Raw genomic sequence first — 23,923 nt, forward strand, 5'->3', positions numbered from 1 at the left:
TAATTATTCAATATAACTGATCTTACTCTTTTATAGCGTTGATAGTAAAGTGTGCCTATATCATTTTCGACACTATTTATTCTAACCATACGTTATGGAGTAAGCATCAATGAAATCATCACTATTAAATACTATTTTGACATCAAAAGCTGGAGTGGCGGCTTTAGTTCTTCGTGTACCCGTTGGCCTGATTTTAGCAGCCCATGGCGCCCAAAAGTTGTTTGGCTGGTTTGGTGGCAATGGATTGGCAGGTACGGCTCAATGGTTAAGCAGTATGGGTATGGAGCCGGGTTATTTGATGGCGATACTAGCAGGTGGTGCTGAGTTCTTCGGTGGTCTGGCTCTGGTATTAGGTTTGCTAACCAGACCGGCCGCTTTAGCCGCAGCTTTTACCATGTTGGTGGCTATTTTTTCTGTCCATATCAGTAATGGGCTGTTCGCTGATAATGGTGGTTATGAATACGCATTAACCTTGATGGTGGCTACGCTTGCTCTAGCCATCCAAGGTGGCGGCTCCCTCAGTATGGATAAAGTATTATCAGAAAAATTAGGATAGGTTTTATAGTTGTAAATGGGATCATTCAATTTCAGTGAATAAAGCCATTTGAAAATAGCCATTTAAGACAAGCAACAAGGAGAAAGCCATGACAACGCTTTTATCTAATGAGTCAGTCAGCCAGCCTGTACTGTTTATACCGCATGGTGCAGGGCCTTGTTTTTTTATGGATTGGCAACCAGCGGATACGTGGCATGAGATGGCAACGTTTTTAGAGGGCATTTCTGCTCGTTTGCCTGAGCGACCAAAGGCTATCTTGATCATTAGTGCGCATTGGCAGACAGCTGAATTTAGTATCACCGCTAGTAAGCAACCTGATCTCATTTATGATTATTATGGCTTTCCTGAACATACTTACAGTTTGACTTATCCAGCCTCAGGCGCACCAGCATTGGCGGAGAAAGTCAGTAGTCTACTGACAGAGGTAGGGGTAAGCAATAAACAAGATGCGGAGCGTGGGTTTGATCACGGGGTATTTATACCGCTCAAGCTAATGTTCCCTGAGGCGGATATTCCAGTGGTGCAGCTATCTTTGCGTCATGATTTAGACCCACAAGCGCATTTGGCTGCTGGTCAGGCATTGGCGTCATTGCGTACAGAGGGTGTGCTAATCGTCGGTAGCGGCATGAGCTTTCATAATATGCGCGGTTATGGCGATACCAGTTTTACTGAACCGTCAGAGCGTTTTGATGAATGGCTAACGAATACTGTAGAATCAGTAGATTCGAATAAACGACTCACGGTCTTGGCCAATTGGAAAAATGCTCCTCACGCGCTTGACTCACATCCGTTAGGGGCAGAGGAGCATTTGTTACCGCTTATGATCGCGGTGGGTGCAGCAGGACGTGACAAAGGGCACAAGGTTTACTCCCAGCAAGTGCTAAAAACGCAGTTGTCTGCTTTTCAGTTTGGGTAAACTTAGTCAGCCACGGCTATGGACATGCTTTATTCAAGTTCATTGATCAACTGTTTCATCTCAGCAATTTCACGTTTTTGTGCTTTTATAATATCATCAGCAAGCTGCTGTACACGCGGATCTTCGATATCGGCATGGGTGCTGGTGAGAATGGCAATCGAATGATGGGGTATCATTGCTTGCATCCAATCCACTTGATCGACAGTTGCTTGTGATCTGACGCCCCAAATACCAATAGCAAACATCAATACGCTTATACCGTATATCATTAAATTGACCTTGGTCTTTTTATACATATTAGTCATAAATGCCAACATGACGACTGCCATACCGGCACCCATGTAGAGTGCCATATACGCTCGGGTTTCGCTAAAGTAAATGTGATCCCATTGATAAGTATTGAAATACATCATGATGTACATCACAATCGTAGACGTCACAATCATCAGGGTGAACTTTACATAAGGGTTCATGCTCTGTTGATGATCCATGTTGTTTTGATCTGAAGCATTCATAGTATATCTCCTATTGTTTTAATAATATTAGAACCAGAATTTAACCCCCGCAGTCAAACTACTGCTATCAACCGATTCATTATCTTGACGTCTTAGTGATCGAGCTTTACCAAGTGCGGTCTCATAACTAACTCCCAGATAAGGTGCTAGCTGTCGATTGAACGTTTCATAAATCAGCCTGACCTCGGTTTCCATCTCGTTTAAGCCTTTGGTAATACCATTATTATGATCATCTTTACTGAAAGTCGTCAACCCCACCTCCGGTATGACCACCCAATGCTGGTCGAAACGCCATTCGTACTCTGCACCTAAATCAAGACGAAGTTGACCATCAGTATATAAATAGGCTCTCGCATCCGTTTCGATAAAATAAGGCGCGGTACCGACAATACCTGCCATTATGGCAGCGTTATCGTTTTCAGTATCGTAAGCGACACCAGCTTCACCATTCCAAAAAATACTCAGTGGTTTCCAATAGGCAAGCGAGCTCAAGCTATCGATTTCTTTATCATCTTTAGTCTGAGCACTACCTTCCGTGCGTAGTCTTATACGTTTGCTATCAGTACCGTACCAACCCGTCGCTTCGAAGTTGATTTGATCTTCATCAAACTGATAGCCCAAGTCGTCTACTGAGACTCCCCATAATGGCATGCTGCCCATCATCATTGGTTTACCATACTGTCCGTAAGGAACCCCATTTGAATAGTCTGGACTGCGAGCATCAGCTGGTGGCTGCCCACCTTGCATACCCGACATATCCATACTGCCATGATCCATATCGGACATATCGCCCGACATATCCATACCACTGTGATCCATATCAGACATATCGCCTGACATATCCATGCCACTGTGATCCATACCAGACATATCGCCTGACATATCCATGCCACTGTGATCCATACCAGACATATCGCCTGACATATCCATGCCGCTATGATCCATACCCGACATATCCATACTCGACATCTCAGCAGCTGTTGCAAAAGAGGATGTGAGCAAGACTAGCGATGACAAACCAATGAATGACAGATTTTTCTTAGATATTTTCATAATAAGCCTCATATTCGAAGGTTTGTTAAACGACGGCAACTTCTCTGAACATGCCGGCTTCCATGTGATAAAGCAGATGGCAATGCCACGCCCATCGTCCAACTTCTCCCGTCACATCGAAGCTAATCTTTTGCGCTGGCTGCACCACAATCGTATGTTTACGTACCTGAAAGTCTCCAGATGGCGTGCGCAAGTCGCTCCACATCCCATGCAGATGCATCGGATGGTTCATCATCGTGTCATTGACTAAGGTAATACGCACACGCTCGTTAGGCTTAATATTGACAGGCGTTGCATCCTTAAACATGACACCATCCAACGCCCAAATATAGCGCTCCATGTTACCCGTTAAATGTAGCTCGATTTCTCGGGTAGGCTTACGCTGCTCTGCAAATACGGCCTCATCGACAGAGCGCAGCTGACTATAATTCAGCACCTCTCGATTGATATTACGCAGGTTGATACCGGGATCATCTAGGTTCATACGTGGACTGTCGACACGCATATCAGATTTAAAGTCATATTCGGTCTTAGCGTGCTTTGCTTTGTAGCCTTTATCACCCATCGCCCCCATCATATCGGCCATGGTCAACCATTCAATCTTGTCCATAGCAGGTATGGCAGCTCGCGCACCTTTTTTGGTCGCAAGCGTGGTCGCGACATAGCCTGAACGATCGATATTTTGGGCAAATATCGTATGCGCGTCTTGAGTAGGCGTGACAATGACATCATAAGTCTCAGCCACGCCAATGCGGAAATCATCAATCGCAACGGGTGCGACATCAATACCATCTGTTGCCACCACAGTCATTTTGAGACCCGGTATACGCACATCAAAAATGGTTTGCGCTGAAGCGTTGATAAATCGTAATTTAACAGGCTGTCCTGCTTTTACTAGTTGTGTCCAATTAGCCGCTGTGGTCTTACCATTCATCAGATAGGTAAAGGTCTTTTCGCCAGATAAATCAGTAAAATCTGTCGGCATCATGCGCATCTGATTCCACATTTTGCGCTTGTCATAAGCGGCTTCTAAATCTGTTGCGGCAATATCAGATAGTAGCTTTTTGAAGTCTGGCAGATGATAATTATCAAAGTCAGCGCGCTGTTTGAGCAGCTTCAAGAGATTGTGCGGATCGCGGTGCGTCCAATCACTCAGCACGATTACATGGTCTTCTTCGATAGGATGACGCTCACGGCCTTTAGGTTCAATCACGATGGCACCTAGCATACCGGTTTGTTCTTGAAAACCACTGTGTGAGTGATACCAATAGGTGCCTGATTGTTTAAGTTTGAATTGATAAGTAAAGGTGCTGTTCGCAGGGATACCGTTGAAGCTGATACCTGGTACGCCATCCATCTCAAAAGGTACGAGCAAGCCATGCCAATGGATAGAGGTTGATTCATTCATCTGGTTATGAACACGGATAGTTACGGTATCGCCTTCACGCATCTTTAGCGTTGGCGCTGGTAGAGAATCATTGATGAGTGTTGCCATACTCGACTTGCCATTGACAGTGACGGGCTTCTTGCTGACATACAGATCAAACTCATTCCCAGTTAAGATAGGTACGATATGGTCGGCTTTATCACTGTTGACAGCTACATTCTGCTGTCCTTTACCGAGCGCACTATTGGCAATAGACGGTAGGGTGGACAGCATGGATGCCCCTAACAAGGTAGATGATCCTGTCAAAAAACGCCTGCGGTTAAGCATATTTTTGTTCATAATAATTCACCTGATTTATATCCATAAAGTGAGAGTTGAGTCTATATTTATCAGCTACGTCTATGACTTTGAACGCTTATTAATAGATCTGGATAAGCTATTTAAACGACAACCAAGCTAGATTTGCTGCTGCGGTGTGTCAATAGTTGCATAAATAGCTGTTGAGCCATCTTTGTTAAGCTGCATCACTTTATATGGCATAAATTTATCTTGGTATTCCATACCTGGGCTACCGACTGGCATGCTCGGTACGGCAAGACCGATCGCATCACTTGGCGGGTTTTTTAGGAACTGCGCCATATGTTTGGCAGGGACATGACCTTCAAATACGTAGCCATCAGTAGTGACGGTGGTATGGCAAGAGCGCATTTGCTGCGGTACGCTGTATCGCTCTTTAAACAAGGACACGTCTTCGACATTCTGTGCAGTTGCGTTTAAACCATGACCTTCGGCATAACCGACCCATTCTTTGCAACAGCCACAATTGGCATCTTTATAGACGGTGGCTGAGATGTTTTTTAGGATAGTTGATTGGGTATCTGAAGGAGCGCTGATAGGTGTCATTTCAGTTGTTGGTTGCTCCGTGTGCGTAGTTTGCACGTTTTGCGTAGCAACAGTTGGCTCAGTCGCTGGTGTTGAGTCAGCAGCAGCGGAATTAGGTTGACTACAAGCGGCAATCGTTAACGATAATGGCAATACCACGATCGCCGAGAGCACACGGCCAGATATCAGATGATGTTCATTAATAAATCTATTAGTATAGCGTCTCATAAAACCACTCCCGAGCGTCTGTCTGACGATTAAATATTATAAAAATTAGAGCCACATCACTGGATAAAATATCACTGGACAAAATAGTGCTAGCAAAGCTTAAAACTCAAATCGCAAAAAGCAGCACTATTGAGCACTGCATTTTTTACAAAAAATCAATGTTGCATTTCGGATCCATCACCTGACATATCCATCTCACCATCAAATGACATATCCAACATACTATCGTCTAACCGAGTCGTTAGCATGGTGTATTGGTTTTCATTTAAGTCAGGTAGCGATCTAATAAAAGCGACCATCGCCCATATTCTGTCATCATCGTGAGTAGCGCCCCAAGCGGGCATGCCAGACGCCATGATGCCATGTTTAATCGCCCAAAAGCTTTGTCTGGCACCAGCCTCGTTTTGATAGCGCTTAACGACATCCGCCTCAGTAAAGTTAGGGGGCTTTGGATACATACCGCTATTTAAATCTGTGCTGTTGACGCCGGGAGACAAATGACAGCCTGCACACATATCTTTGTAATCTGCACCGCCGGAGCTGATAATTTCCGCCTTTTTTAAATTGGGAACCAAAATATTCTTACTGGCATGTTCAATTGAGCGTGTGCGGGCAGTTTCTAAAAAATCGTAAACCAGCGGACTATGAGCTCGATCAGCACCGATATTTATCATGCCGCTAGTCACCGTAATAAAAATACCCGTAATAGCGACAAAGACAGTAAAAAGTATTCCTAACAAAAACTTCATAGGTTTGTCCTAAAAATCCATTTTCTTTAATATCCCATTACTGCTTGATCAGCTTCTCTAACAATATAGTCAAGTCTATATAAATCCGCTACAGCGTCATCCTCGCTAAGCATACTAATGTATAACTTGCACTCGGTTTCCTTGTATCGAAATTATATTGAACTGACTATAGTGTTGAACTTATAAATTGATATTTACAAATCGCTATCGCTGCTCACACAGTGCTTTTGGTACATCGCTTTCATTTTGCTCATGTTAGCCATCATGGCTTTCATAGCAGGATCATTCATATCCATTTTGCTATGATCCATTTTTTGCATCATTTGCATATGCTTTTGCATTTTCTCACAGTTCATTTGGTCTTTTTCAGCATGCATTTTTGGGTCGTGTGCCAACGCAGAGGTTGAAACAACTAAGACTACAGCAGTTGCTACGATTGATTTGAATAGTGACATGGTGAATCCTTATTTGATTTGGTATGTAGTCGAAAAGACTTTAAGATATTAAGTTACTTTAAAGCATACTTTAGTGATTCTGACAGAGAGATGACGGTAAGATTACAATTCTGTCATCTTGCTATTTATGGTTTTTAATGTTGTCAGTAATCCTTTAGTATGACATTAGAGCTAATGTTACTTATCGCTACCATATTTATTGATAAAGTATTTTTCAGACTGTAGATGTTGATCTTTGTGTTCAATCTCACAAGCCACTCTCGCATCGATATAATTTTTCATTTGTGAATTTGAAAGCTGAGCATCGTTATGATCCAAGTTTTTTGCAAACTCAGTCACAGCGTCGCAGTTATTGATGATTGAAGTGCTTAGATCAGTCGTATGCGCATTGGCAGTGGTAGTACCGATAAGTACAGATAATGATAGTAGTACTACTTTTTTGAATGAACCGTGAATTTTCATATAAAACCTCTTTTGTAAGTTGTTTACATTGATTACCGATAAAAATAATTCATAGTAGCTAGGGCGTGTCCTCATTTTAAAAATGGTGATAAAAATGAGATAAATTGCCGTCAAACGAGGAAAATAGTGCAGATAATATCGAGATATTGACCAACTATTTGACGATGTTTGGCAAAATTTAGCTGTTTTTAGCCCATTTAGAGGATACTCGTTTGAATTGAGGACACGCTCTAAGTATTGGATAGTAGCTAGGCATTAGAAACGAGCACCTATGTACCGTTTATATAGATTAGCAAAATAAAACTGACAGTCTGATTACGAGCACATGACATCTTTGTCAGCTACCATCAATGTTGTCACCTGTGCTGGTTAGAACGTTAAACAATCATGACCGTATTGAGGAATTACAATGAAAGTACTGCTGGTAGAAGATGAATTGAAGCTTGGCGAGTATATTAAAAAAGGCTTAACCGAAGCTGGGTTTATCGTGGATCATCAGCTAACAGGATTAGATGGCTACCATGCATTGATGACGGAAGAATTTAGCGTGATATTGATGGATGTGATGCTACCTGATGTTAGTGGTTTTGAGCTGGTGCGTAATTACCGAGCGGCTGGCAAGCATACACCTGTGCTATTTCTAACCGCAAAAGATGACTTGAGTGACAAGATAAAGGGGATTGAGATTGGTGGTGATGATTATTTGACCAAACCTTTCGCCTTTGCAGAATTGATCGTCAGAATGAAAAGCTTATTACGACGTGCCAATCAAGCCGATTATCAAAGTACGATTATGCAAATAGCGGATCTCAAGATGGACATTGGCAAGCGCACGGTGTATAGAGGAGATAAGCCTATTAAGCTCACGGCAAAAGAGTTTTCCTTACTACAGTTTTTATTAGAGCGCCGCGGTGAAGTGCTTCCACGCTCAATCATCGCTTCCCAAGTATGGGATATGAACTTTGAAAATGATACCAATGTGATTGATGTGGCGATAAGGCGTCTGCGTATAAAAATAGACGATGAACATGACGCAAAGCTGATTCATACGGTGCGCGGGATGGGCTACCGGTTAGAAGCTGTCGATACGGCGCTTGATAGCAAACCATCTTACGAAGCTGGCAATGTCTAATATGAAATATAGGTTTGATAATCGGCGCTTGCCACTATTATGGCGTACTGTGTTGTTACTCACAATATTTGTTGTTATATCGCAGGTTATTATTTATATATGGATACAACGTTCTGTCAAAGGCCATTTCGAGCAAATGGACGCTGAAATTATGACCCATGCGGCGTTTAATCTACGTAAACGAGTTATAGAACCTAGTAGCCCTATAACTGCTCAAACCCTACCAAGCTCTCAATATCCATTGAATAGTCAACAGCCGCTAAGAGCGGCACCTGACGTAATGCCTGATGGAGATACTTCTACCGCAGCGATATCAGATGAAGCTGATCATCAGCATTCTTCTTGGCTAGATTACGATCTAAAAACCATTATCGCTAATAAAGAAGGGCAGATACTGTCTAGTACACCCAATAACTTTGCTCAAGAGCTAGGGGCAGGGTTTAATCTGTCATCACTGAAACAAGATAATGATAAGCAACAGTTTGTGATGAATATCAACAGCCGATACTATCGAGCAATGGTCATTGAAGACGACAAAATGCTCGCGCTTATCGCATTGCCTATAGATGTGCATCATCAGTATTTATTACAGTTTAATCGTCAGCTTAGTATGATTTTGTTCGCGATTACCTTGTTGCTCGTCTCAGTAGCGGCGTTGGGTGTGTACTGGGGTTTTGCACCTTTGGCGACCATCGTCCAAAAAATGAAAAGAATGAATCCTGACAGATTGGATGATAGAGTCATGGTCAGCGATATGCCGTTAGAGCTGCGACCACTAGCAGAATCTTACAACTCAATGATGGCCAAGCTTGAAAGTAATTTTGAATCCTTGTCACGGTTTTCAGACAATATCGCCCATGAGCTGCGCACTCCAATAGCGACACTCAGCACGCAAACGCAAGTCATGTTAAACAAACCAAGAGCGGGCGATGAATATATTGAGCAGCTACACCATCAACATGACACGTTAGAGCAGCTGTCGGCCATGATAAATAATATGCTGCTGCTGGCAAAAACCCAAAAAGGATTGAGTGACTCGCAAATCAGTCATGTGGATACGGACCGTTTAATCACCAATCTCGTTGATTACTACGAAATGATTGCAGAAGACAGAGGTATCGCTATTGAAACCAAAGGTGAGTTCAGCGCTGTCTTAGGGGATAAAAGTTTATTACAAAGGCTCTTTGCTAATCTGATATCGAATGCGATTTATTATGCTGCTCAAGATAGCGTTATAACCATTAGGGCAGATAGAGTAAACTCAGATGAGATAGTGGGCACAACGATAACCAGTTTTCAGCAATCAAAACAAGATATTCTACGAATGACCATCACCAACCAATTAGATGAGCCGTTGACACAAAGTGAAGCAGATAAGTTGTTTGAGCGCTTTTATCGACATCACAAAACAATAGATCGCCATACAGGAACAGGTTTGGGGCTATCTATCGTACAGTCTATCGTTGGGGCGCATAACGGTAACGTCAGTATTACTATAAAAGATGATGATTACTTTCAAGTGAGTGTCGAGTTATTAGCGGAAGTTTAATCTTTTATTAGTCAATGATAGATATTCAATCTGAATAGATAGATTTGGCAAGTGATTGCCTTGAAAATGAGCTGGTAATGACCAAGTAAATGTATGTCTAATGCCCAATATAAAGCTAGAGATTATTAAAAGGCAATAGGTAAAATAGTAAGTCGATAACGAACATAATACTTAAAACACAATCATAAAAATCAATTAGGGAATGACTATGCATATCACGGCTAATTTCGATGCAGGCAACATTGACATTATTAATGCAGATGACAAAAAAGACATTCAATTAGCGATTCGTCCAGATGTTGGTGGCGAGTTTTTTCAATGGTTTAACTTTCGTCTGTCAGGTCAAATAGGGGAGCAGTATGTTCTCAATATTCTGAATGCAGGAGAGGCCTCTTATCCGGAGGGTTGGGAGAACTACCAAGCGGTGGCTTCTTATGATCGTCAGCATTGGTTCCGTCTGCCAACCTCTTACAAAGATGGCAAGTTGACCATTGTGGCAGAGTTAGAATGTGAAACCATTCAAATTGCATACTTTGCGCCTTACAGCTATGAGCGTCATCAAGATTTATTAGCCGCCGTGCAAGTGCATCCGCTAGTGACGTTAGAGCATCTAGGCGAAACGCTTGATAAACGTGACCTTACTTTGGTCAAAATTGGTGATGGAAATGTTAGTAAGCGCAATATATGGATTACTGCTCGTCAGCATCCAGGTGAGACGATGGCTGAATGGCTCATTGAGGGTTTGTTGTATAGCTTGTTAGATAGCGATAATGCGACTGGCAAACAGTTGTTAGACAAGGCCAATTTTTATATTGTCCCTAATATGAACCCTGATGGCAGTGTACGTGGTCACTTGCGTACTAACGCTGTCGGAACCAACCTAAACCGTGAATGGCAAAGTCCAAGCTTAGACAAAAGCCCTGAAGTATTTCATGTGATTAATAAAATGGAAGCGACAGGCGTAGATCTATTTTACGATGTGCATGGCGATGAAGCATTGCCGTATGTATTCCTAGCTGGGTCACAAGGGACGCCAAGCTACAGTGACCGTCTTGCTAAACTACGTGATAAGTTTTCAGACGTATTAAAGTTAGCTAGTGCTGATTTTCAGTCTGAGATTGGCTATGAGATCGACGCACCAGGTGCTGCCAATATGACCGTTGCCACCAATTGGGTAGCAGAGCGTTTTGATTGCCTCGCTAATACGTTAGAGATGCCATTTAAAGACAGTGATAATCTGCCCGATGAAGAGATGGGTTGGTCACCCGAGCGTTCTATCAAATTAGGCGAAGCATCACTGATAGCAATGCTAGCTGTCGTGGATGACTTACGATAACTATAGAAAAAAAGCTGCAGAAAATAAAAAGCTGCTAATGACGGCCGAGTGTTTGAGAGGTCATCGTTAGCAGCTTTTTTTAATTTTTATCTTCACATTTGCCAATAACAGTCCTGACAAAATCAACATCATGGCCAGCATCTTCCACCAAGTCACCACTTCTCCTGTGAGTAGTACTGAGGTCACCATACCGAATACGGGCACCAATAGTGCAAACGGCATAACCTTGGAGGCGGTATTTTGACTGAGTAAGTGTGCCCACAGGCCAAAGCCAATTAAGGTTGAGATATAGACGATAAACCCAAGTGATAGCCAAGACTTAAGTGATGCTTCAGTAAACGTCGCTAGCTGCCATGTATCAGTCTCAAATATAAGAGAAGATATCGTTAACATCACACAAGCAATGAGACCGCCCCAGACTACCAGCGCTAGCGCAGACAAAGCAGCGGCTTTATTTTTTCCAGTACTAGATGTAGCAACAGATACCCTTGTTCTTTGCTGCGTCTCTTGTAGGGCAGCTTTTTCTAACGTTTTTTCTGAGGCCTGTTTTGATGCTTGCTTGGATGCAATATTACCAAAGCTCCAACCGATGGCAGCTATCAGGATGCAGACGAACCCTGCCAAAGGCATATCACCGCCAAGGTTTAGCGCAATCACGCTGAGTCCTAGTACACCGACCAGCATACCGACGATTTGCATACGGCTGACTGCTTCACCTAATATAAAGTACGCTAGCAATACCGTGATAAAAATCTGAATTTGTAGTAGTAGTGCCGTCAGCCCCGGGGATGAACCCAGATGCATCGCTGTAAAGACAAAGGCATACTGCATGACAAATGTACCGATGGCATAAATAAACAAGGTACGGTTGAATTTAGGCGGCTTTAGAAACAAAATCAATGGCACAGCAGTAAAGAAAAAACGCAGAGCAGTAAGCATCAATGGTGGAAAGCTCTCAAGACCCCACGCAATAAAGGTAAAGTTCACGCCCCAGATAAAGGTAACCAGTACAGCCAATGCAGTATATATAAGGGACATATGAGCTATCCTAGAGAAATAGTATCCGTTGTCGGAAGTGATTAGATTTAATTGTGTTCGGCTTATTTTTGGCTGATATTTAGGCTTAGAATTATAGTCGAAAGGTCACTATATAATAGGACGGTACTAGCACTATAGTCGATTCAATTTAAAAGTAGTACAAGGCAACCGAGTATAGATGTACATTTGATACTTCAAGCGAGGTTAACGCTGTAATACTTTTATAGTGGAATGACTATATAAGTCTCTGATTGGTTAGTCTAACGATTGAGCCAATACCTCGAAAACTTTTGAATGATTCATCTGTGCTACATTGAAACGCATGAAGTTTTCAGCATTGTCCGATTGGCTAAAAACATTGCCTGGCGCCAATACCACACCTTTGGATAAACAGCGATTGGCCAATTCGGTCGCATTGTTATTCTCTGGTAATCGGCACCATAGGAACATACCTGCTTGTGGGAGCAGCCAAGGTACGATGCCTAATTTAGCCAATCGTGGTAGCGTATGAGTACGCGCGCTTGCCAGCCGAGTATGGATATCATTCATATGCTTACGGTAGCCGCTATCAGTCAACGCTGAGAACACAACCGCCGCTGCTAACTGACTGCCACCAAAGCCAGTCGCGATCTTTAAATCTACCAAACTCTCGACCCATTCTGTAGGCGCTGAAATATAACCACAGCGTAGGGATGCGGATAACGTTTTAGAAAAACTGCCGATATAGAATACTCGTGATAACCCATCCAAAGCCGCCAACCTCGCCGCAGGCTTGACTTCAAAATCTGCAAAAATATCGTCTTCGATAATGTACAAGCCAGCCGCCTGAGCCAATTGTAATACACGGTATGCCGTAGCAGGTGATAACGTTGCACCAGTAGGATTGTGAATGGCAGCGTTGGTAATGTATAGGCGCGGCTTATGCTCATCTAAAATCGCTGCAAAGGCCTCTACATCTGGCCCATTTGGCGTATAAGGGACGCCAACTACTTTGACCCGATGGGCAAGCAGCTGTGCTCGAAAATTAAAGTAACAAGGATCATCGACGACAACTGTATCACCCGGCGTCAGCAAAAATCGAAAAATCAAATCTATCGCCTGAGTGCCTGAATCCGTCAATATGACCTGTGACGGTTCTGCATTGATACTCAATCCTGCCATACGCCGTGTGAGTAATTGACGCAATGCTAGCAGCCCTAGCGGCGTTGCATACTCACTGATAATGGATGCGTCAGCTTTTGCCACATTTCGCAGACCACGGCGTATACCTGCTTCAAACAACCAATCCGCTGGCAACCAACCGCAGCCTGGCTTTAATGCACCATCGGGTGGCTCCAGCGACTGCCGTGATACCCACAATGGATCTACCACTCGGTCAATTTTTGGCGCTATATCTGTCAATGATAGCGGCGCTGTCGTCTCTGCCACATAAAACCCTGCACCAGGACGGGAGTAGATGATTCCCTCAGTTTGCAGGCGCTCGTAGGCTTCAACCACGGTTGATGGTGAGAACCCATAATCTTTGGCAGCGGCACGGACGGAGGGTAGTCGCGACTCTGGGATATAGATAACGGTTGCTATTTTCTCTTTTACGTCAGCCATGACAACTTCGATGCGTGTTAGCTTCTTATTCATATTGTTTACAATTTTTGGTAGGGCGGCTTTTGTGAAGGTTTTATCTTAAGGTTACAGCTAGGACAATATATGGATATGCTATCCAAACTGTATGGGTTTTATAGACCAAACAGTTCTGTCTAATTGTACTGGATTGTATATAGATAACCTACTGCGCTTTTGTTTTAATCATTGAACGTAAACGATGTGGAGGTAGGTGTCATTCTATTGTGAATCGCACTTACCTCAGTCAATTCAACGATTATTCTTCAAAAAGCAGCGATATATGACCACGAAAAAATATAATAAATATTTGGCGTTTGCCTTATGTGTGATAACGACAAGCGTCAATATCCAAGGGCCGCTTTATGCCGTTTACGCACACAATGATGGCTATGGTGTACTAGCAACTACGATAGCGTTTTCCTTTTATGTATTGGGTGTCATACCTGTATTGTTAGCTTTTGGCGGACTGTCTGATCGGATCGGACGGCGCAAGGTGATTTTAATCTCTCTAGCACTATCGATAGCAGCGACGGCTCTTATGTTGTTTTATCCGTACACGCGAGCATTAGCGGTAGCGCGATTCGTACTGGGTGTGGGAACAGCTCTGATGGCTGCTACGGCGACAGCCTATATGATTGAGCTGCTTGGTTCATCAGATACGATGCGTGCGACAGCGTGGGTGACGGCCAGTACAACGATAGGTTTTGGTCTTGGCCCTGTATTGACGACGGTTTCTTTGATGTTTTATGAAACCGATCAGCCAGCCAGTTTTTTCTTACTGCTAGCGAGCGGGCTGTTCGCTATGTTTTTGTTATATCAATTACCAGAGACAGCACCTAAACGCACTAATTTGCCCACATCTATGCTACGGCTACCTTACTTTAACCGTGAGGTCATCTGGTATGGCAGCGGTATTTTGATTTGTTGGGCGACAACAGGTTTGGTTTTGTCAGTTATTCCCTCAGTGCTGGCCACGCATGGACTCGCTAAGTATGCAGGGGTATCCTCTATGTTAGCCATCAGTTGTGGATTGATCGTTCAGCCAATCGCCCGAAAACTTGACCCTCAAGTTTCAAGCAAGCTTGGTCTTCTGATCTTACTACCGGCTTATGCTTTATTAGCTTGGGGGACGTTGAATGCCAATCTACCAGTCATTCTTTTGGCGGCATTTTTGGCCAGTACTAGTTGCTATGGCTTTGTCTACTTGGGCGGTATGCTAGGAGTCGCAAAATCTGCTGGAAATGAGCAGGCACGTGCAAGTGCAGGCTATTTTCTGATGGCATATATAGGGCTTAGTGTACCCGTCATCTTTACTGGTTTGATTGTGGATCGGTATGGTGCTGCTACTGCGTTCTACGCCTTTGGTGTGTTTTCATTAGTTGGTGTGATTGTCTTGTTTACCAGTCAACCTATATTGAAAATTGGTCGTCGTTCGAACGCCAATTTGCATAGCGTGACTTAAAACAAGGTTGATAATGCAGTTTTCTATTCATTATCTTTTAATTCAATACCTTTTAATTTAATACCTCTGCATGCAATGTCTATGCTCTAAAATAATGCTCTTTTTTTGCTGAGGCACCACGATAAAGCAAACAATTGTATCAATATAGTGCTTTTGCCACTAAGTTTAATAGAAAACACCGTTTTGCCCATGGCATAGAACTTGCCCTTTATACAGGTATGACAATATTGTCATGTTTCAACTAAAGAGGGTATGTTCTATGTTTAAAAAAACCATTCTTTCACTGTTTATTCTAAGCGCGTTTGGTATATCAGTATCCCAAGCAGAAGACTTTACGGTTCTTAAGCAAATAGCAGATAAACCTACTCAGTTGAGTAGTGGTGAATATAAAGGCAATTACTATGTACCTTCTACTTTAGACACCATAACATGGGGATATTTGCCCAACAGAGATGCTAGTCCCGTTATGTCTGTTGCTTCTGGGAGTGTGGTGACTTTTGATACGGTCTCACACGAAGGTTTGCTCGAAGATCAGGGCCGTGATGCAGAAAAATACTTTAAGTCAAAAGGGGTCAAAAACGACTTTATTTTAGATGAAGCCAAAACAATAACAAAATCAAAATTAAAACATGACTTTGATAAAGATGGTCCACATATCGTGACAGGTCCTATCGAAATCAAAGGGGCGCAACCAGGCGATATCCTAAAAGTAGAAGTCATCAACGTTGAACCGCGCGTGCCGTATGGTGTCATCTCTAACCGCCATGGCAAAGGCGCATTGGCAGGCGAGTTTCCCAAAAAAGCAAAACAAGACAATGCGTCTGAAGCTCACCCTGAGCGCTACGGCAATGTCTCCGTATTTACGCCTATCGAAAAAAATGCCAAAGGTGAATACGAAGGTATCCTAAAAACAGATTCTGGTAAGTCTATACGTTTTCCACTCAGTCCCTTTATGGGTCTAATGGGTGTCGCAGCAAACACCTCGGAGCGAGTACACTCAGTTCCGCCTGCTATGTATGGCGGCAATATTGATATCAATGAATTGGGTACAGGGGCGACGGTTTATTATCCGGTACAAGTGGCAGGTGCACTGTTTTATACAGGTGATAGTCACTTTGCCCAAGGCGATGGCGAGGTTGCATTGACTGCCCTTGAAGCATCTGCTCGCGCCACTTTTAAATTTACATTGCTAAAAGCAGGCAAAGATAAGATTCCAGGTAAAGAGATTGTGCAACCTTTGGCAGAGAATGCTGAATTTTGGATCACACCAGGGCTAGATGAAGATTTGGATGAAGCGATGAAGAAGTCTACTCGTGAAGCGATTCGTTTCTTAAATCAAGAGTATGGCATTGATGAGGCGATCGCTTATGCTTATCTAAGCGCAGCGACAGATTTTGAAGTATCGCAGGTCGTGGATAAGACCAAAGGTATTCATGCCAAAATTCGTAAAGCAGATTTTAAAGAGTTTGAAAAATAGTACAAATTAACATTCTCAACTTCAGAAAAAAAGTCCTTTATATTGATATAAAGGACTTTTTTACATTCATTATATTGGTTTAAAAAAGGTGAGCGTCACTAGAGACACAGTAACGTTCTATTTTCTTCTACTTCAATTAGCCATTGCACTTTGCAGGATGGTGTAAGCCGCTTTGACCCTCTCTGCGTTGGGGTAGTTCTTATTTGCCAAAATGACAATACCAGATTTTTTTGCGGGAATATAAGCGATATATCCACCGAATCCATTGGTAGCGCCTGTCTTGTTCACCCATACATCTAAAACAGGTGTCGGCTGATTGTTTGCTGTAATGGGCTGTGGCTTGAGTACCACATCCGTTGAATTACCTTCAATCAGTGTGTCTAGCTGAGTGGGGAATGAATACATCTCCCACGCCAACCCCTGTGTAAAAGTGCTCGCTTGATAGTATCCCTTTCTAGTGTTTTGCAATGACTGTTGAATATCTTTATCCAAAGGGATTAACCCCATGTTAACCGCCATGTAATGAGTCATATCCGCGCTGGTTGATTTAATACCATAGGCTTCGGCGTCTAAAATCCCAGGGTTAACTCTTATCGGCTCCCCAGCAGCGTTATAACCAAACGCATAATCGTCCATTTTGTCGTTAGGAACATTGACAAAGGTACTAGGCATATTGAGTAGGGGCAGTATTTTATCTTCCATCACCTGTGTGTAATCCGCGCCCATACTCAAGGCTGATATATGGCCGAACAGTCCTATACTGGCATTAGAGTATAGACGTTTTGAGTTGATAGGGAAGGCAGGTTGCCACGACTTATAGTAGCGGAACAATTCCTTATTGTTTTTGACATCGTTAGGTACTTGAAGTGGTAGACCACCAGCCGAATAGGTGGCTAGGTTGATAAGCTTGGTGTTACCAATAGCGCTGTCTTGTAGGTAAGGAATGTATTTATCAGCGGTATCCTCCAAGTCGAGTGTGCCATTGAGCTCTGAGTAACTGGCCAAAGTCGCGGCAAAGGTCTTACTGATAGAGCCCAACTCAAAGATAGTGTTTTCTGAAACAGCCTTGCCAGATTGTTTGTCAGCCAAACCGTAGTTATAAAAAGACGACTTTCCATCGACAATAATACCAAACGCCATACCTGGAATATCATGTGCTTTCATTAGCGACTTGGCTTGTGCATCGACTGTGCTTTTCAGATGACTGTCGCTGTCTGCTGCTTGCACTTGTCCAGATATCAATGAGGCGGCAATGACAGCAGTCAGACCAACTCGGCTAAAAAGTGTTTGCACTGATTTTTTCATGATTATATTACTTGTCCGTTTTGTTAGAAGTAGCGGAGGTCTATTCCTTTAGCGAGTCTGCAAATAGGTTACTGACTTCGAGAATGTCATTTCGTGTTTTCCTATTTTATTTTTACAGAACCTCCGTATTTTTACAGAATACCAATATTCCGGCCAGCTGAAATCGGTGTATTGAACATGGATTAAAGGCTAATTCATACCTCTACTATGAATGTTTAAACGTATTTGTCTCTCATTTATTGAGGAATTGTCGTGTGCGCGACAAACTTCTAAGCGCTGTTATGAAATTATAGTCTACAGGCAAGGGATGTCGTCAATGATAAACCTTAACTTATCACTAAATGAATTAATCAGGGATGCATGATGAATAGTAATCAAAATGCTTATGGTATTGTCTGCGCTGTTTTTTTGTTTGACAGCAATTTGGCGCATTTTTTTGTTATGTTTAAAATGAGGACAAACCCTAAAAACACGACTTTTGTCATTATCTTGTCATAACCGCATCGTATCCTTGAGCTCACTATGAATGGTGGCTGCGTATGGCTGATGTCTTGACTTATTGTATGAGTCATTGATAACAGTAGGCGCATCAATACAAGGTTTGTTTATGAGTGTGGCTAATCGGCTTGGTAGTATTTCTACGCGTATGCTGATTATTTTGGCATTGGCTTTTTCATTGATTATTCTAATGGTGTACTGGGTTATTGAAACCCAAGCGAAGCCGCGCCTACTAGAGATGACTTCAGAAACAGTGGTTGAAACGGGTAATGAAGCAATCAATAGCATCATGGCGAGTATCAGCCATGTCGATGGATTGGCAAAGGCGACCAGTACGATGGCTGGTGGCTTGCCAAAAGAAGACGTTCTTTATAAAGAAACCTTTGGCAATCTCATGCAGCAGACGGACCTGCGAATCGTGGGCGGAGGTGTATGGTTTGACCCCAATATGTATGAGCAAGGTCGAGAGCGTCAGTCGTTTGTGTGGGCGCGTGATGAGGCAGGCAACATGCAACCATCAGAACGCTATAATCAAGTGAGCCAAACACCCAATCCTTATTATCGAGATTGGTGGTACATTCCAGCGATGTATGCGCGTCATGACCACTGTGTCTGGAGCCGTGCGTATGTGGATCCCGTGAGCAATCAGCCGATGATGACTTGTGCCAAGTCATTATATGACAGTCGTAACCAAGCTTTTGATGGCGTGGTGAGTTTTAATTTGTTATTGGATAATCTCGAAGATGCCATGAAAAAATGGCAAGATAAGGTAGGTGGCTACGTCTTTTTGGTAGACTTGGACAATCGGTTTTTGACCTTTCCTGATCAGTCGATAGTCACTCAAGTGACGGAAGATAATCCTCAGGGCGAAATGGTAACCGCACATCAATTGGCCAAGAAAAACCCTAGCTTTGCACCTATTGCTGATCGCCTAGATAGTATCAATCGCACACTGATCGATGAAGCGACTGCCAAAGATGAAGGCCGATTCACGCTCGCCGCCCGTAGTATTTTGAGCACGACCAATTTGGACAAAATCAGCGAACAAGAATCCCAATTACTCTCCGCATTATTGCTGTTGAACATCGATCAGACGTTTAACTTAGTCGGCAGTCATTTGGTCGATACCATCGCTGTGCCCAATGATTTTGTGTTGCAGCAGTCTGCCACCGCTTTTGTGTTTCGTATGCCATTTACGTATTGGAAGATGGTCATCGTTAAGCCTGATAATGACATGATGAGCGTGGCAAATGCACTGTCAAACCAGCTGATTCAAGCCATGCTATTGGGGTTTATTCCGATTTTATTACTAACTGCATGGGTATTTCGTCGCTACTTTACGCGTCCATTGAAGCACATGGCAATGGCCGTGGCTGATATGGGCACATTGATTGAGCAAAAACAATATCAAAAATTAAGCGTGCATAAATTGCCACACTCAAATGTCAGTGAAATCCAAGTCATCAGCGAGCAGACCAATCAACTGATTGATCGTGTCGTCGAAAACGAAGGCGCGCTTGCTGAAATAAATGTCCATCTAGAGAGCCAAGTGACCGCCCGTACGAAAGATTTGCAGCAAGCCATGGACGAATTAAAAGCCTCACAAGTGCACCTAGTACGCTCCGAAAAAATGGCCACACTCGGTCAGATGGTGGCAGGCGTGGCGCACGAGGTCAATACGCCTCTTGGCTATGTGCGTAGCAATATGGAGCTGGTCGGTGATAACCTCATGCGTTTTGATGAGCTGATACAGCATACCGATCAATTATTGCATGCGTTAAAAGAACCAGAAGCTGACCAAGCACAAGTGACTCAATTGATAGAGGAGACCTTGCAGTGTTGCGAGGCAATTAAAGAAGATGAAGTCAGTGAGGATTTGACAGATTTGATCAAAGACGGCCTGTATGGCGTCGATCAGATTGCGGAGTTGGTCGTGAGTTTGCGTGATTTCTCTCGAATTGACGAATCCAAGGTAAAAGAGGTCGATATCAATGACTGTATCAACACGTCTTTGGTGATGGCACGTAATAATCTAAAAACTCTAGATGTCAGTACCAGTTTGGCTGAGCTACCATTGATTCAATGCAATCCTTCGCAAATCAATCAAGTATTACTCAATCTATTTAATAATGCCGCCCAAGCCATGCCAATGGATCATAAAGGGACATTACAGATCCTCTCGTCTGTTGATGAGTCGCGACAATACGTGGCAATCAGCATTACAGATAATGGTGCTGGTATCAAAGAGAGTGTTTTAACGCAGATCTTTGAGCCCTTTTTTACCACCAAAAAAGCCGGTGATGGCACAGGATTGGGATTGGCCATCACAGCACAAATTATCGAACAACATAGCGGTCGCATTGAGGTTAGCTCAATCGTTGGCGCGGGCACGACGTTTACCATCCTGCTGCCGATACAGTCTATCGCTCATAAAACCGAATCTTCGCAGGCCTTATTTGAAAGTTGAGAGACTTCCAACTACTTATTTAAAGAGAGCCTCATGCAAAAACCAAAAATTGCTTTTATCGATGATGAACCACGCATTTTACGCAGTTTAAAAATGCACTTCCGACAGTCACACGATGTGTTTATCACTACTGATGCTACTGAGCTGATGGAATATATCAGCGCGAATGAGGTACAAGTGGTCGTCAGCGATCAACGCATGCCAGATAAGCAAGGTACAGAAGTGTTGCGTGATATCAAGGCAGCATCCCCGAATACTATTCGCATCTTATTGACGGGGTATGCAGATCTGAATGCAGTGATTGATTCTGTGAATGAAGGCGAAATTTATCGCTATATCACAAAGCCTTGGCAAAATGATGAACTCAAAAAAACCGTTAATAAGGCCACAGAGATTGCTCAAAAAACCCAAGAAATCACCCAAAATGCCACTGAAAATCATGATACTCAAAACTGTATTCATGCCAGCATTGATAGCAAGCGTAGTATATTGGTGTTAGATGATGATGAGAGTGTCTATCAGCAAATAAAAAGTCATTTTAAGAGTGCTTATACCGTGAGCTGGGCAAGCAATATTGATCAGGCTGCAAGCTTATTACAAAAAAAACGCTTTGGCGTCACTATTACGGATTCGACGCTCAATAAAGAAAACATCACTCCCATTGTTTATGCGCTAAAAAATATTCAGCCTGATCTAATGGTGCTCATGTTGACCGAGTTCAAAGATGCACATATGGTGATTGATTTGATTAATAAAGGTCAGGTATATCGCTGCCTACCACGACCGACCAATTTTTCTATGATGAGTATCAGTCTTGATCGGGCGTTTGATCATCACGAAAGATTGGTACAGCAACCGATATTGGCAGCTCGCCATCATGTTGAAGCAGTGCCAGAATCAGAGACGTTGAACTTTTCTGACAAAATAAACCGTTTTTTTGCCAAATTTAGAGGTTTGCGTATTGGAAGGTGACGTCAATCCAACATAAAAGTGATACATATGATTATCATCTTGCTAGTAGGTTTTACTATGTGCTGATGGTTATAAGTTTTCTCATTGGCTGCTCGCAAGCACAACAGAGGCTGCACAATATTTACCCTAGTAGAACCGTATGCACTTTAGGAAGAATCGACTGTATTTTGTTTAAGGTCGAACGCTATTCAAGCCAAAACATTTTGCACGCAGTCGATTAAATACTCTTTTACGGCATTAAACAGTGGGTCAATCAATCGTCGTTCAGGACAGACCAAATACAGTGGGTAGGGGGCAACTTGCTAACCCCCTAGTTTAATTTCAATGTGCCGTCCTTCTTTTATATCAGAAATAATGTCCAAACGAGATTTTAGTGCAAGACCATGTCTCATTATTGTCCAACGCCTGGCCACGTCACCATCTTCTGCCCGATACAGCGACGCTCGCTTGTTTGCCCGAGCCTTCAAACGTCCATTGACTAAAATATTTGTCATTGTGTCCCAGACACAGACAATTGTGTTCAGCCAATGCTGGCGGTGTCTTAGGTTCACCAAACTTCTCTAAGTACATAGGTATTGTCCAAGATGCCCAGTGCATCCTTACAGTGCTGCAAAAACTGCTCACCCTTGTTAGTAAGGCGGAGCTTGCGCGTCAAGCGGATGAACAATTTATCCTATTGAGATACGCTGATGGAGGACAGGCCCTAGTTTGAAAAACATCAGACTAAATAGGATGGTTGTATTGTCTCAAATATAACAACCAACCGCTTAGATAACGGTATAAATAACCCCTTAAATATAACTCACTTTCAAAATTATATTGAAAGTGTTTCAGGTGATGGCTACTGTTTGACCCACAACACTTTCATTACAATAGGCGCTATCACGATGGATAAAATAGAACAGGTATCCAAAACTGAAACAATAATTCAAACAATAAGGGCGGTTTATGACTCTGAATACCACTAAAACAATTTTAATTACTGGCAGCACAGATGGCATTGGCAAATTGGCAGCGTTAAAACTGGCAGAAGCTGGACACCAAGTGTACTTGCATGGCCGCGATGCTGATAAGCTTGCTAGCGTCATTGCAGAGGTTCGCGCAGTCGCGACAGGCGCAGCAGTAGATAATATTGATGGGTTTGTGGCTGATTTTTCTGATCTAACGGATGTGCTAAAGATGGCAGCAGACGTCAATGAGAAACTGCCAAAGCTTGATGTGCTCATAAATAATGCAGGGATTTATACCACGGCATCAGCAATGACGAAAGACGGTTTGGATGTACGTTTCGTAGTCAATTACCTAGCGCCTTATGAGCTGACCAATGCTTTGTTGCCTTTGCTCAAGCAGTCTGATAAAGCGCGTATTGTGAACTTAAGCTCAGCTGCGCAAGCGTCAATATCTTATCAAGCACTTGCAGGTCAAACCCGCCTCGATGATAAAGATGCTTATGCCCAAAGTAAGCTGGCATTAACCATGTGGAGTATGGCATTAGCTGACACAGTCGTTAGCAACGATATCAATGTCATCGCTGTCAACCCAGGCTCGCTGCTGAACACAAAAATGGTCGATGAGGCTTATGGTCAATATTGGTCATCAGCAGACAAAGGCGCAAACATCCTAACGGAGTTGGCCATCTCGGATGAGTTCGCTGATGATACTGGTAAATACTTTGATAACGATATAAAAGATGGCGCACATGGCGATGCAAGAGGGGCGTTTGGTCGACCACATGCTGATGCTTTAAACCAAGCAGCCATTGCAGAGCTTGAGCAGCAGACTCAGACAGTATTGCAGTCAATTTTTGCATAAGATGCATAAAACTTGCATTTAGCAGCATCAATAAACTTAGAAAAATTAAATC

Annotated in this window: 21 protein-coding genes; 10 read left to right on the plus strand and 11 right to left on the minus strand. The window is 43.0% G+C overall.

The genetic code is table 11. The features are described 5' to 3' along the window. The first annotated feature begins 109 nt into the window (after positions 1-109). Positions 110-556: a DoxX family protein gene (locus DXK30_RS00195; RefSeq protein ID WP_114699946.1), complete on the plus strand. Its 447-nt coding sequence runs from the start codon at positions 110-112 to the stop codon at positions 554-556. Positions 557-644: 88 nt separating this feature from the next. Continuing rightward, the gene (locus tag DXK30_RS00200; RefSeq protein WP_114699947.1) at positions 645-1,472 is read left to right on the plus strand and encodes a DODA-type extradiol aromatic ring-opening family dioxygenase; all 828 of its coding nucleotides are present in this window, start codon (positions 645-647) and stop codon (positions 1,470-1,472) included. 29 nt (positions 1,473-1,501) lie between these two features. Here DXK30_RS00200 and DXK30_RS00205 read toward each other — a convergent pair whose 3' ends face one another. The 7 genes from DXK30_RS00205 to DXK30_RS00235 all read right to left on the minus strand — a co-directional run bounded on the left by DXK30_RS00205 (position 1,502) and on the right by DXK30_RS00235 (position 7,203). Further along, positions 1,502-1,987 carry a DUF305 domain-containing protein gene (locus tag DXK30_RS00205; RefSeq protein ID WP_114699948.1) on the minus strand — a complete coding sequence of 162 codons (486 nt, stop codon included), beginning with the start codon at positions 1,985-1,987 and terminating at the stop codon, positions 1,502-1,504. A 27-nt stretch (positions 1,988-2,014) separates the two neighbouring features. Next, entirely contained in the window at positions 2,015-3,040 is a 1,026-nt protein-coding gene (locus tag DXK30_RS00210) for a copper resistance protein B (protein ID WP_114699949.1), read from the minus strand. 25 nt (positions 3,041-3,065) lie between these two features. After that, complete coding sequence (locus tag DXK30_RS00215; protein ID WP_114699950.1) at positions 3,066-4,766, minus strand: copper resistance system multicopper oxidase; 1,701 nt, start codon at positions 4,764-4,766, stop codon at positions 3,066-3,068. A gap of 117 nt (positions 4,767-4,883) precedes the next feature. Further along, positions 4,884-5,537 (minus strand): DUF411 domain-containing protein, encoded by a 654-nt coding sequence (locus tag DXK30_RS00220; RefSeq protein ID WP_114699951.1) that lies wholly within the window; start codon positions 5,535-5,537, stop codon positions 4,884-4,886. Positions 5,538-5,692: 155 nt separating this feature from the next. Next, on the minus strand, positions 5,693-6,286 hold the full coding sequence (locus DXK30_RS00225) for a c-type cytochrome (protein ID WP_114699952.1): 594 nt from the start codon (positions 6,284-6,286) through the stop codon (positions 5,693-5,695). Positions 6,287-6,480: 194 nt separating this feature from the next. Beyond that, positions 6,481-6,741 carry a hypothetical protein gene (locus DXK30_RS00230; protein WP_114699953.1) on the minus strand — a complete coding sequence of 87 codons (261 nt, stop codon included), beginning with the start codon at positions 6,739-6,741 and terminating at the stop codon, positions 6,481-6,483. Between the two features lie 177 nt (positions 6,742-6,918). Further along, positions 6,919-7,203, minus strand: coding sequence for a hypothetical protein (locus DXK30_RS00235; RefSeq protein ID WP_114699954.1), 285 nt, complete (start codon positions 7,201-7,203; stop codon positions 6,919-6,921). Between the two features lie 409 nt (positions 7,204-7,612). Between DXK30_RS00235 and DXK30_RS00240 the strand changes: the two genes are divergently transcribed. From DXK30_RS00240 to DXK30_RS00250, 3 genes are all read left to right on the plus strand, one after another. Beyond that, on the plus strand, positions 7,613-8,335 hold the full coding sequence (locus tag DXK30_RS00240) for a heavy metal response regulator transcription factor (RefSeq protein ID WP_114699955.1): 723 nt from the start codon (positions 7,613-7,615) through the stop codon (positions 8,333-8,335). Between the two features lies 1 nt (position 8,336). Beyond that, positions 8,337-9,884 (plus strand): ATP-binding protein, encoded by a 1,548-nt coding sequence (locus tag DXK30_RS00245; RefSeq protein ID WP_114700638.1) that lies wholly within the window; start codon positions 8,337-8,339, stop codon positions 9,882-9,884. A gap of 208 nt (positions 9,885-10,092) precedes the next feature. Continuing rightward, a complete protein-coding gene (locus DXK30_RS00250) occupies positions 10,093-11,220 on the plus strand; it encodes a M14 family metallopeptidase (protein WP_114699956.1) in 1,128 nt (375 codons plus the stop codon). A 66-nt stretch (positions 11,221-11,286) separates the two neighbouring features. On the opposite strand, the gene DXK30_RS00255 is transcribed toward DXK30_RS00250, so the two are convergent. Continuing rightward, positions 11,287-12,258: an EamA family transporter gene (locus DXK30_RS00255; RefSeq protein WP_114699957.1), complete on the minus strand. Its 972-nt coding sequence runs from the start codon at positions 12,256-12,258 to the stop codon at positions 11,287-11,289. A gap of 255 nt (positions 12,259-12,513) precedes the next feature. Continuing rightward, entirely contained in the window at positions 12,514-13,893 is a 1,380-nt protein-coding gene (locus DXK30_RS00260; RefSeq protein ID WP_114699958.1) for an aminotransferase-like domain-containing protein, read from the minus strand. A gap of 265 nt (positions 13,894-14,158) precedes the next feature. Here DXK30_RS00260 and DXK30_RS00265 point away from each other — a divergent pair, with 265 nt between their 5' ends. Both DXK30_RS00265 and DXK30_RS00270 read left to right on the plus strand, forming a co-directional pair. Further along, positions 14,159-15,340 carry an MFS transporter gene (locus DXK30_RS00265; RefSeq protein WP_114699959.1) on the plus strand — a complete coding sequence of 394 codons (1,182 nt, stop codon included), beginning with the start codon at positions 14,159-14,161 and terminating at the stop codon, positions 15,338-15,340. A 259-nt stretch (positions 15,341-15,599) separates the two neighbouring features. After that, positions 15,600-16,817: an acetamidase/formamidase family protein gene (locus tag DXK30_RS00270; RefSeq protein ID WP_114699960.1), complete on the plus strand. Its 1,218-nt coding sequence runs from the start codon at positions 15,600-15,602 to the stop codon at positions 16,815-16,817. A 132-nt stretch (positions 16,818-16,949) separates the two neighbouring features. Here DXK30_RS00270 and ampC read toward each other — a convergent pair whose 3' ends face one another. Continuing rightward, a complete protein-coding gene (gene ampC, locus DXK30_RS00275) occupies positions 16,950-18,122 on the minus strand; it encodes a class C beta-lactamase (RefSeq protein ID WP_114699961.1) in 1,173 nt (390 codons plus the stop codon). A 607-nt stretch (positions 18,123-18,729) separates the two neighbouring features. On the opposite strand from ampC, the gene DXK30_RS00280 reads away from it, so the two are divergent. Together DXK30_RS00280 and DXK30_RS00285 are read left to right on the plus strand one after the other, a co-directional pair. Continuing rightward, a complete protein-coding gene (locus tag DXK30_RS00280; RefSeq protein WP_114699962.1) occupies positions 18,730-21,087 on the plus strand; it encodes a sensor histidine kinase in 2,358 nt (785 codons plus the stop codon). Positions 21,088-21,120: 33 nt separating this feature from the next. Further along, positions 21,121-22,059 carry a response regulator gene (locus DXK30_RS00285; RefSeq protein ID WP_114699963.1) on the plus strand — a complete coding sequence of 313 codons (939 nt, stop codon included), beginning with the start codon at positions 21,121-21,123 and terminating at the stop codon, positions 22,057-22,059. A gap of 414 nt (positions 22,060-22,473) precedes the next feature. On the opposite strand, the gene DXK30_RS12690 is transcribed toward DXK30_RS00285, so the two are convergent. Then, positions 22,474-22,656, minus strand: coding sequence for a type 2 periplasmic-binding domain-containing protein (locus tag DXK30_RS12690; protein WP_162799496.1), 183 nt, complete (start codon positions 22,654-22,656; stop codon positions 22,474-22,476). A gap of 351 nt (positions 22,657-23,007) precedes the next feature. On the opposite strand from DXK30_RS12690, the gene DXK30_RS00290 reads away from it, so the two are divergent. Continuing rightward, on the plus strand, positions 23,008-23,871 hold the full coding sequence (locus tag DXK30_RS00290) for an SDR family NAD(P)-dependent oxidoreductase (RefSeq protein ID WP_114699964.1): 864 nt from the start codon (positions 23,008-23,010) through the stop codon (positions 23,869-23,871). Positions 23,872-23,923 lie beyond the last annotated feature (52 nt).

The organism is Psychrobacter proteolyticus, from assembly GCF_003350005.1.
In the GTDB taxonomy this organism is placed as follows: Bacteria; Pseudomonadota; Gammaproteobacteria; order Pseudomonadales; family Moraxellaceae; genus Psychrobacter; species Psychrobacter proteolyticus.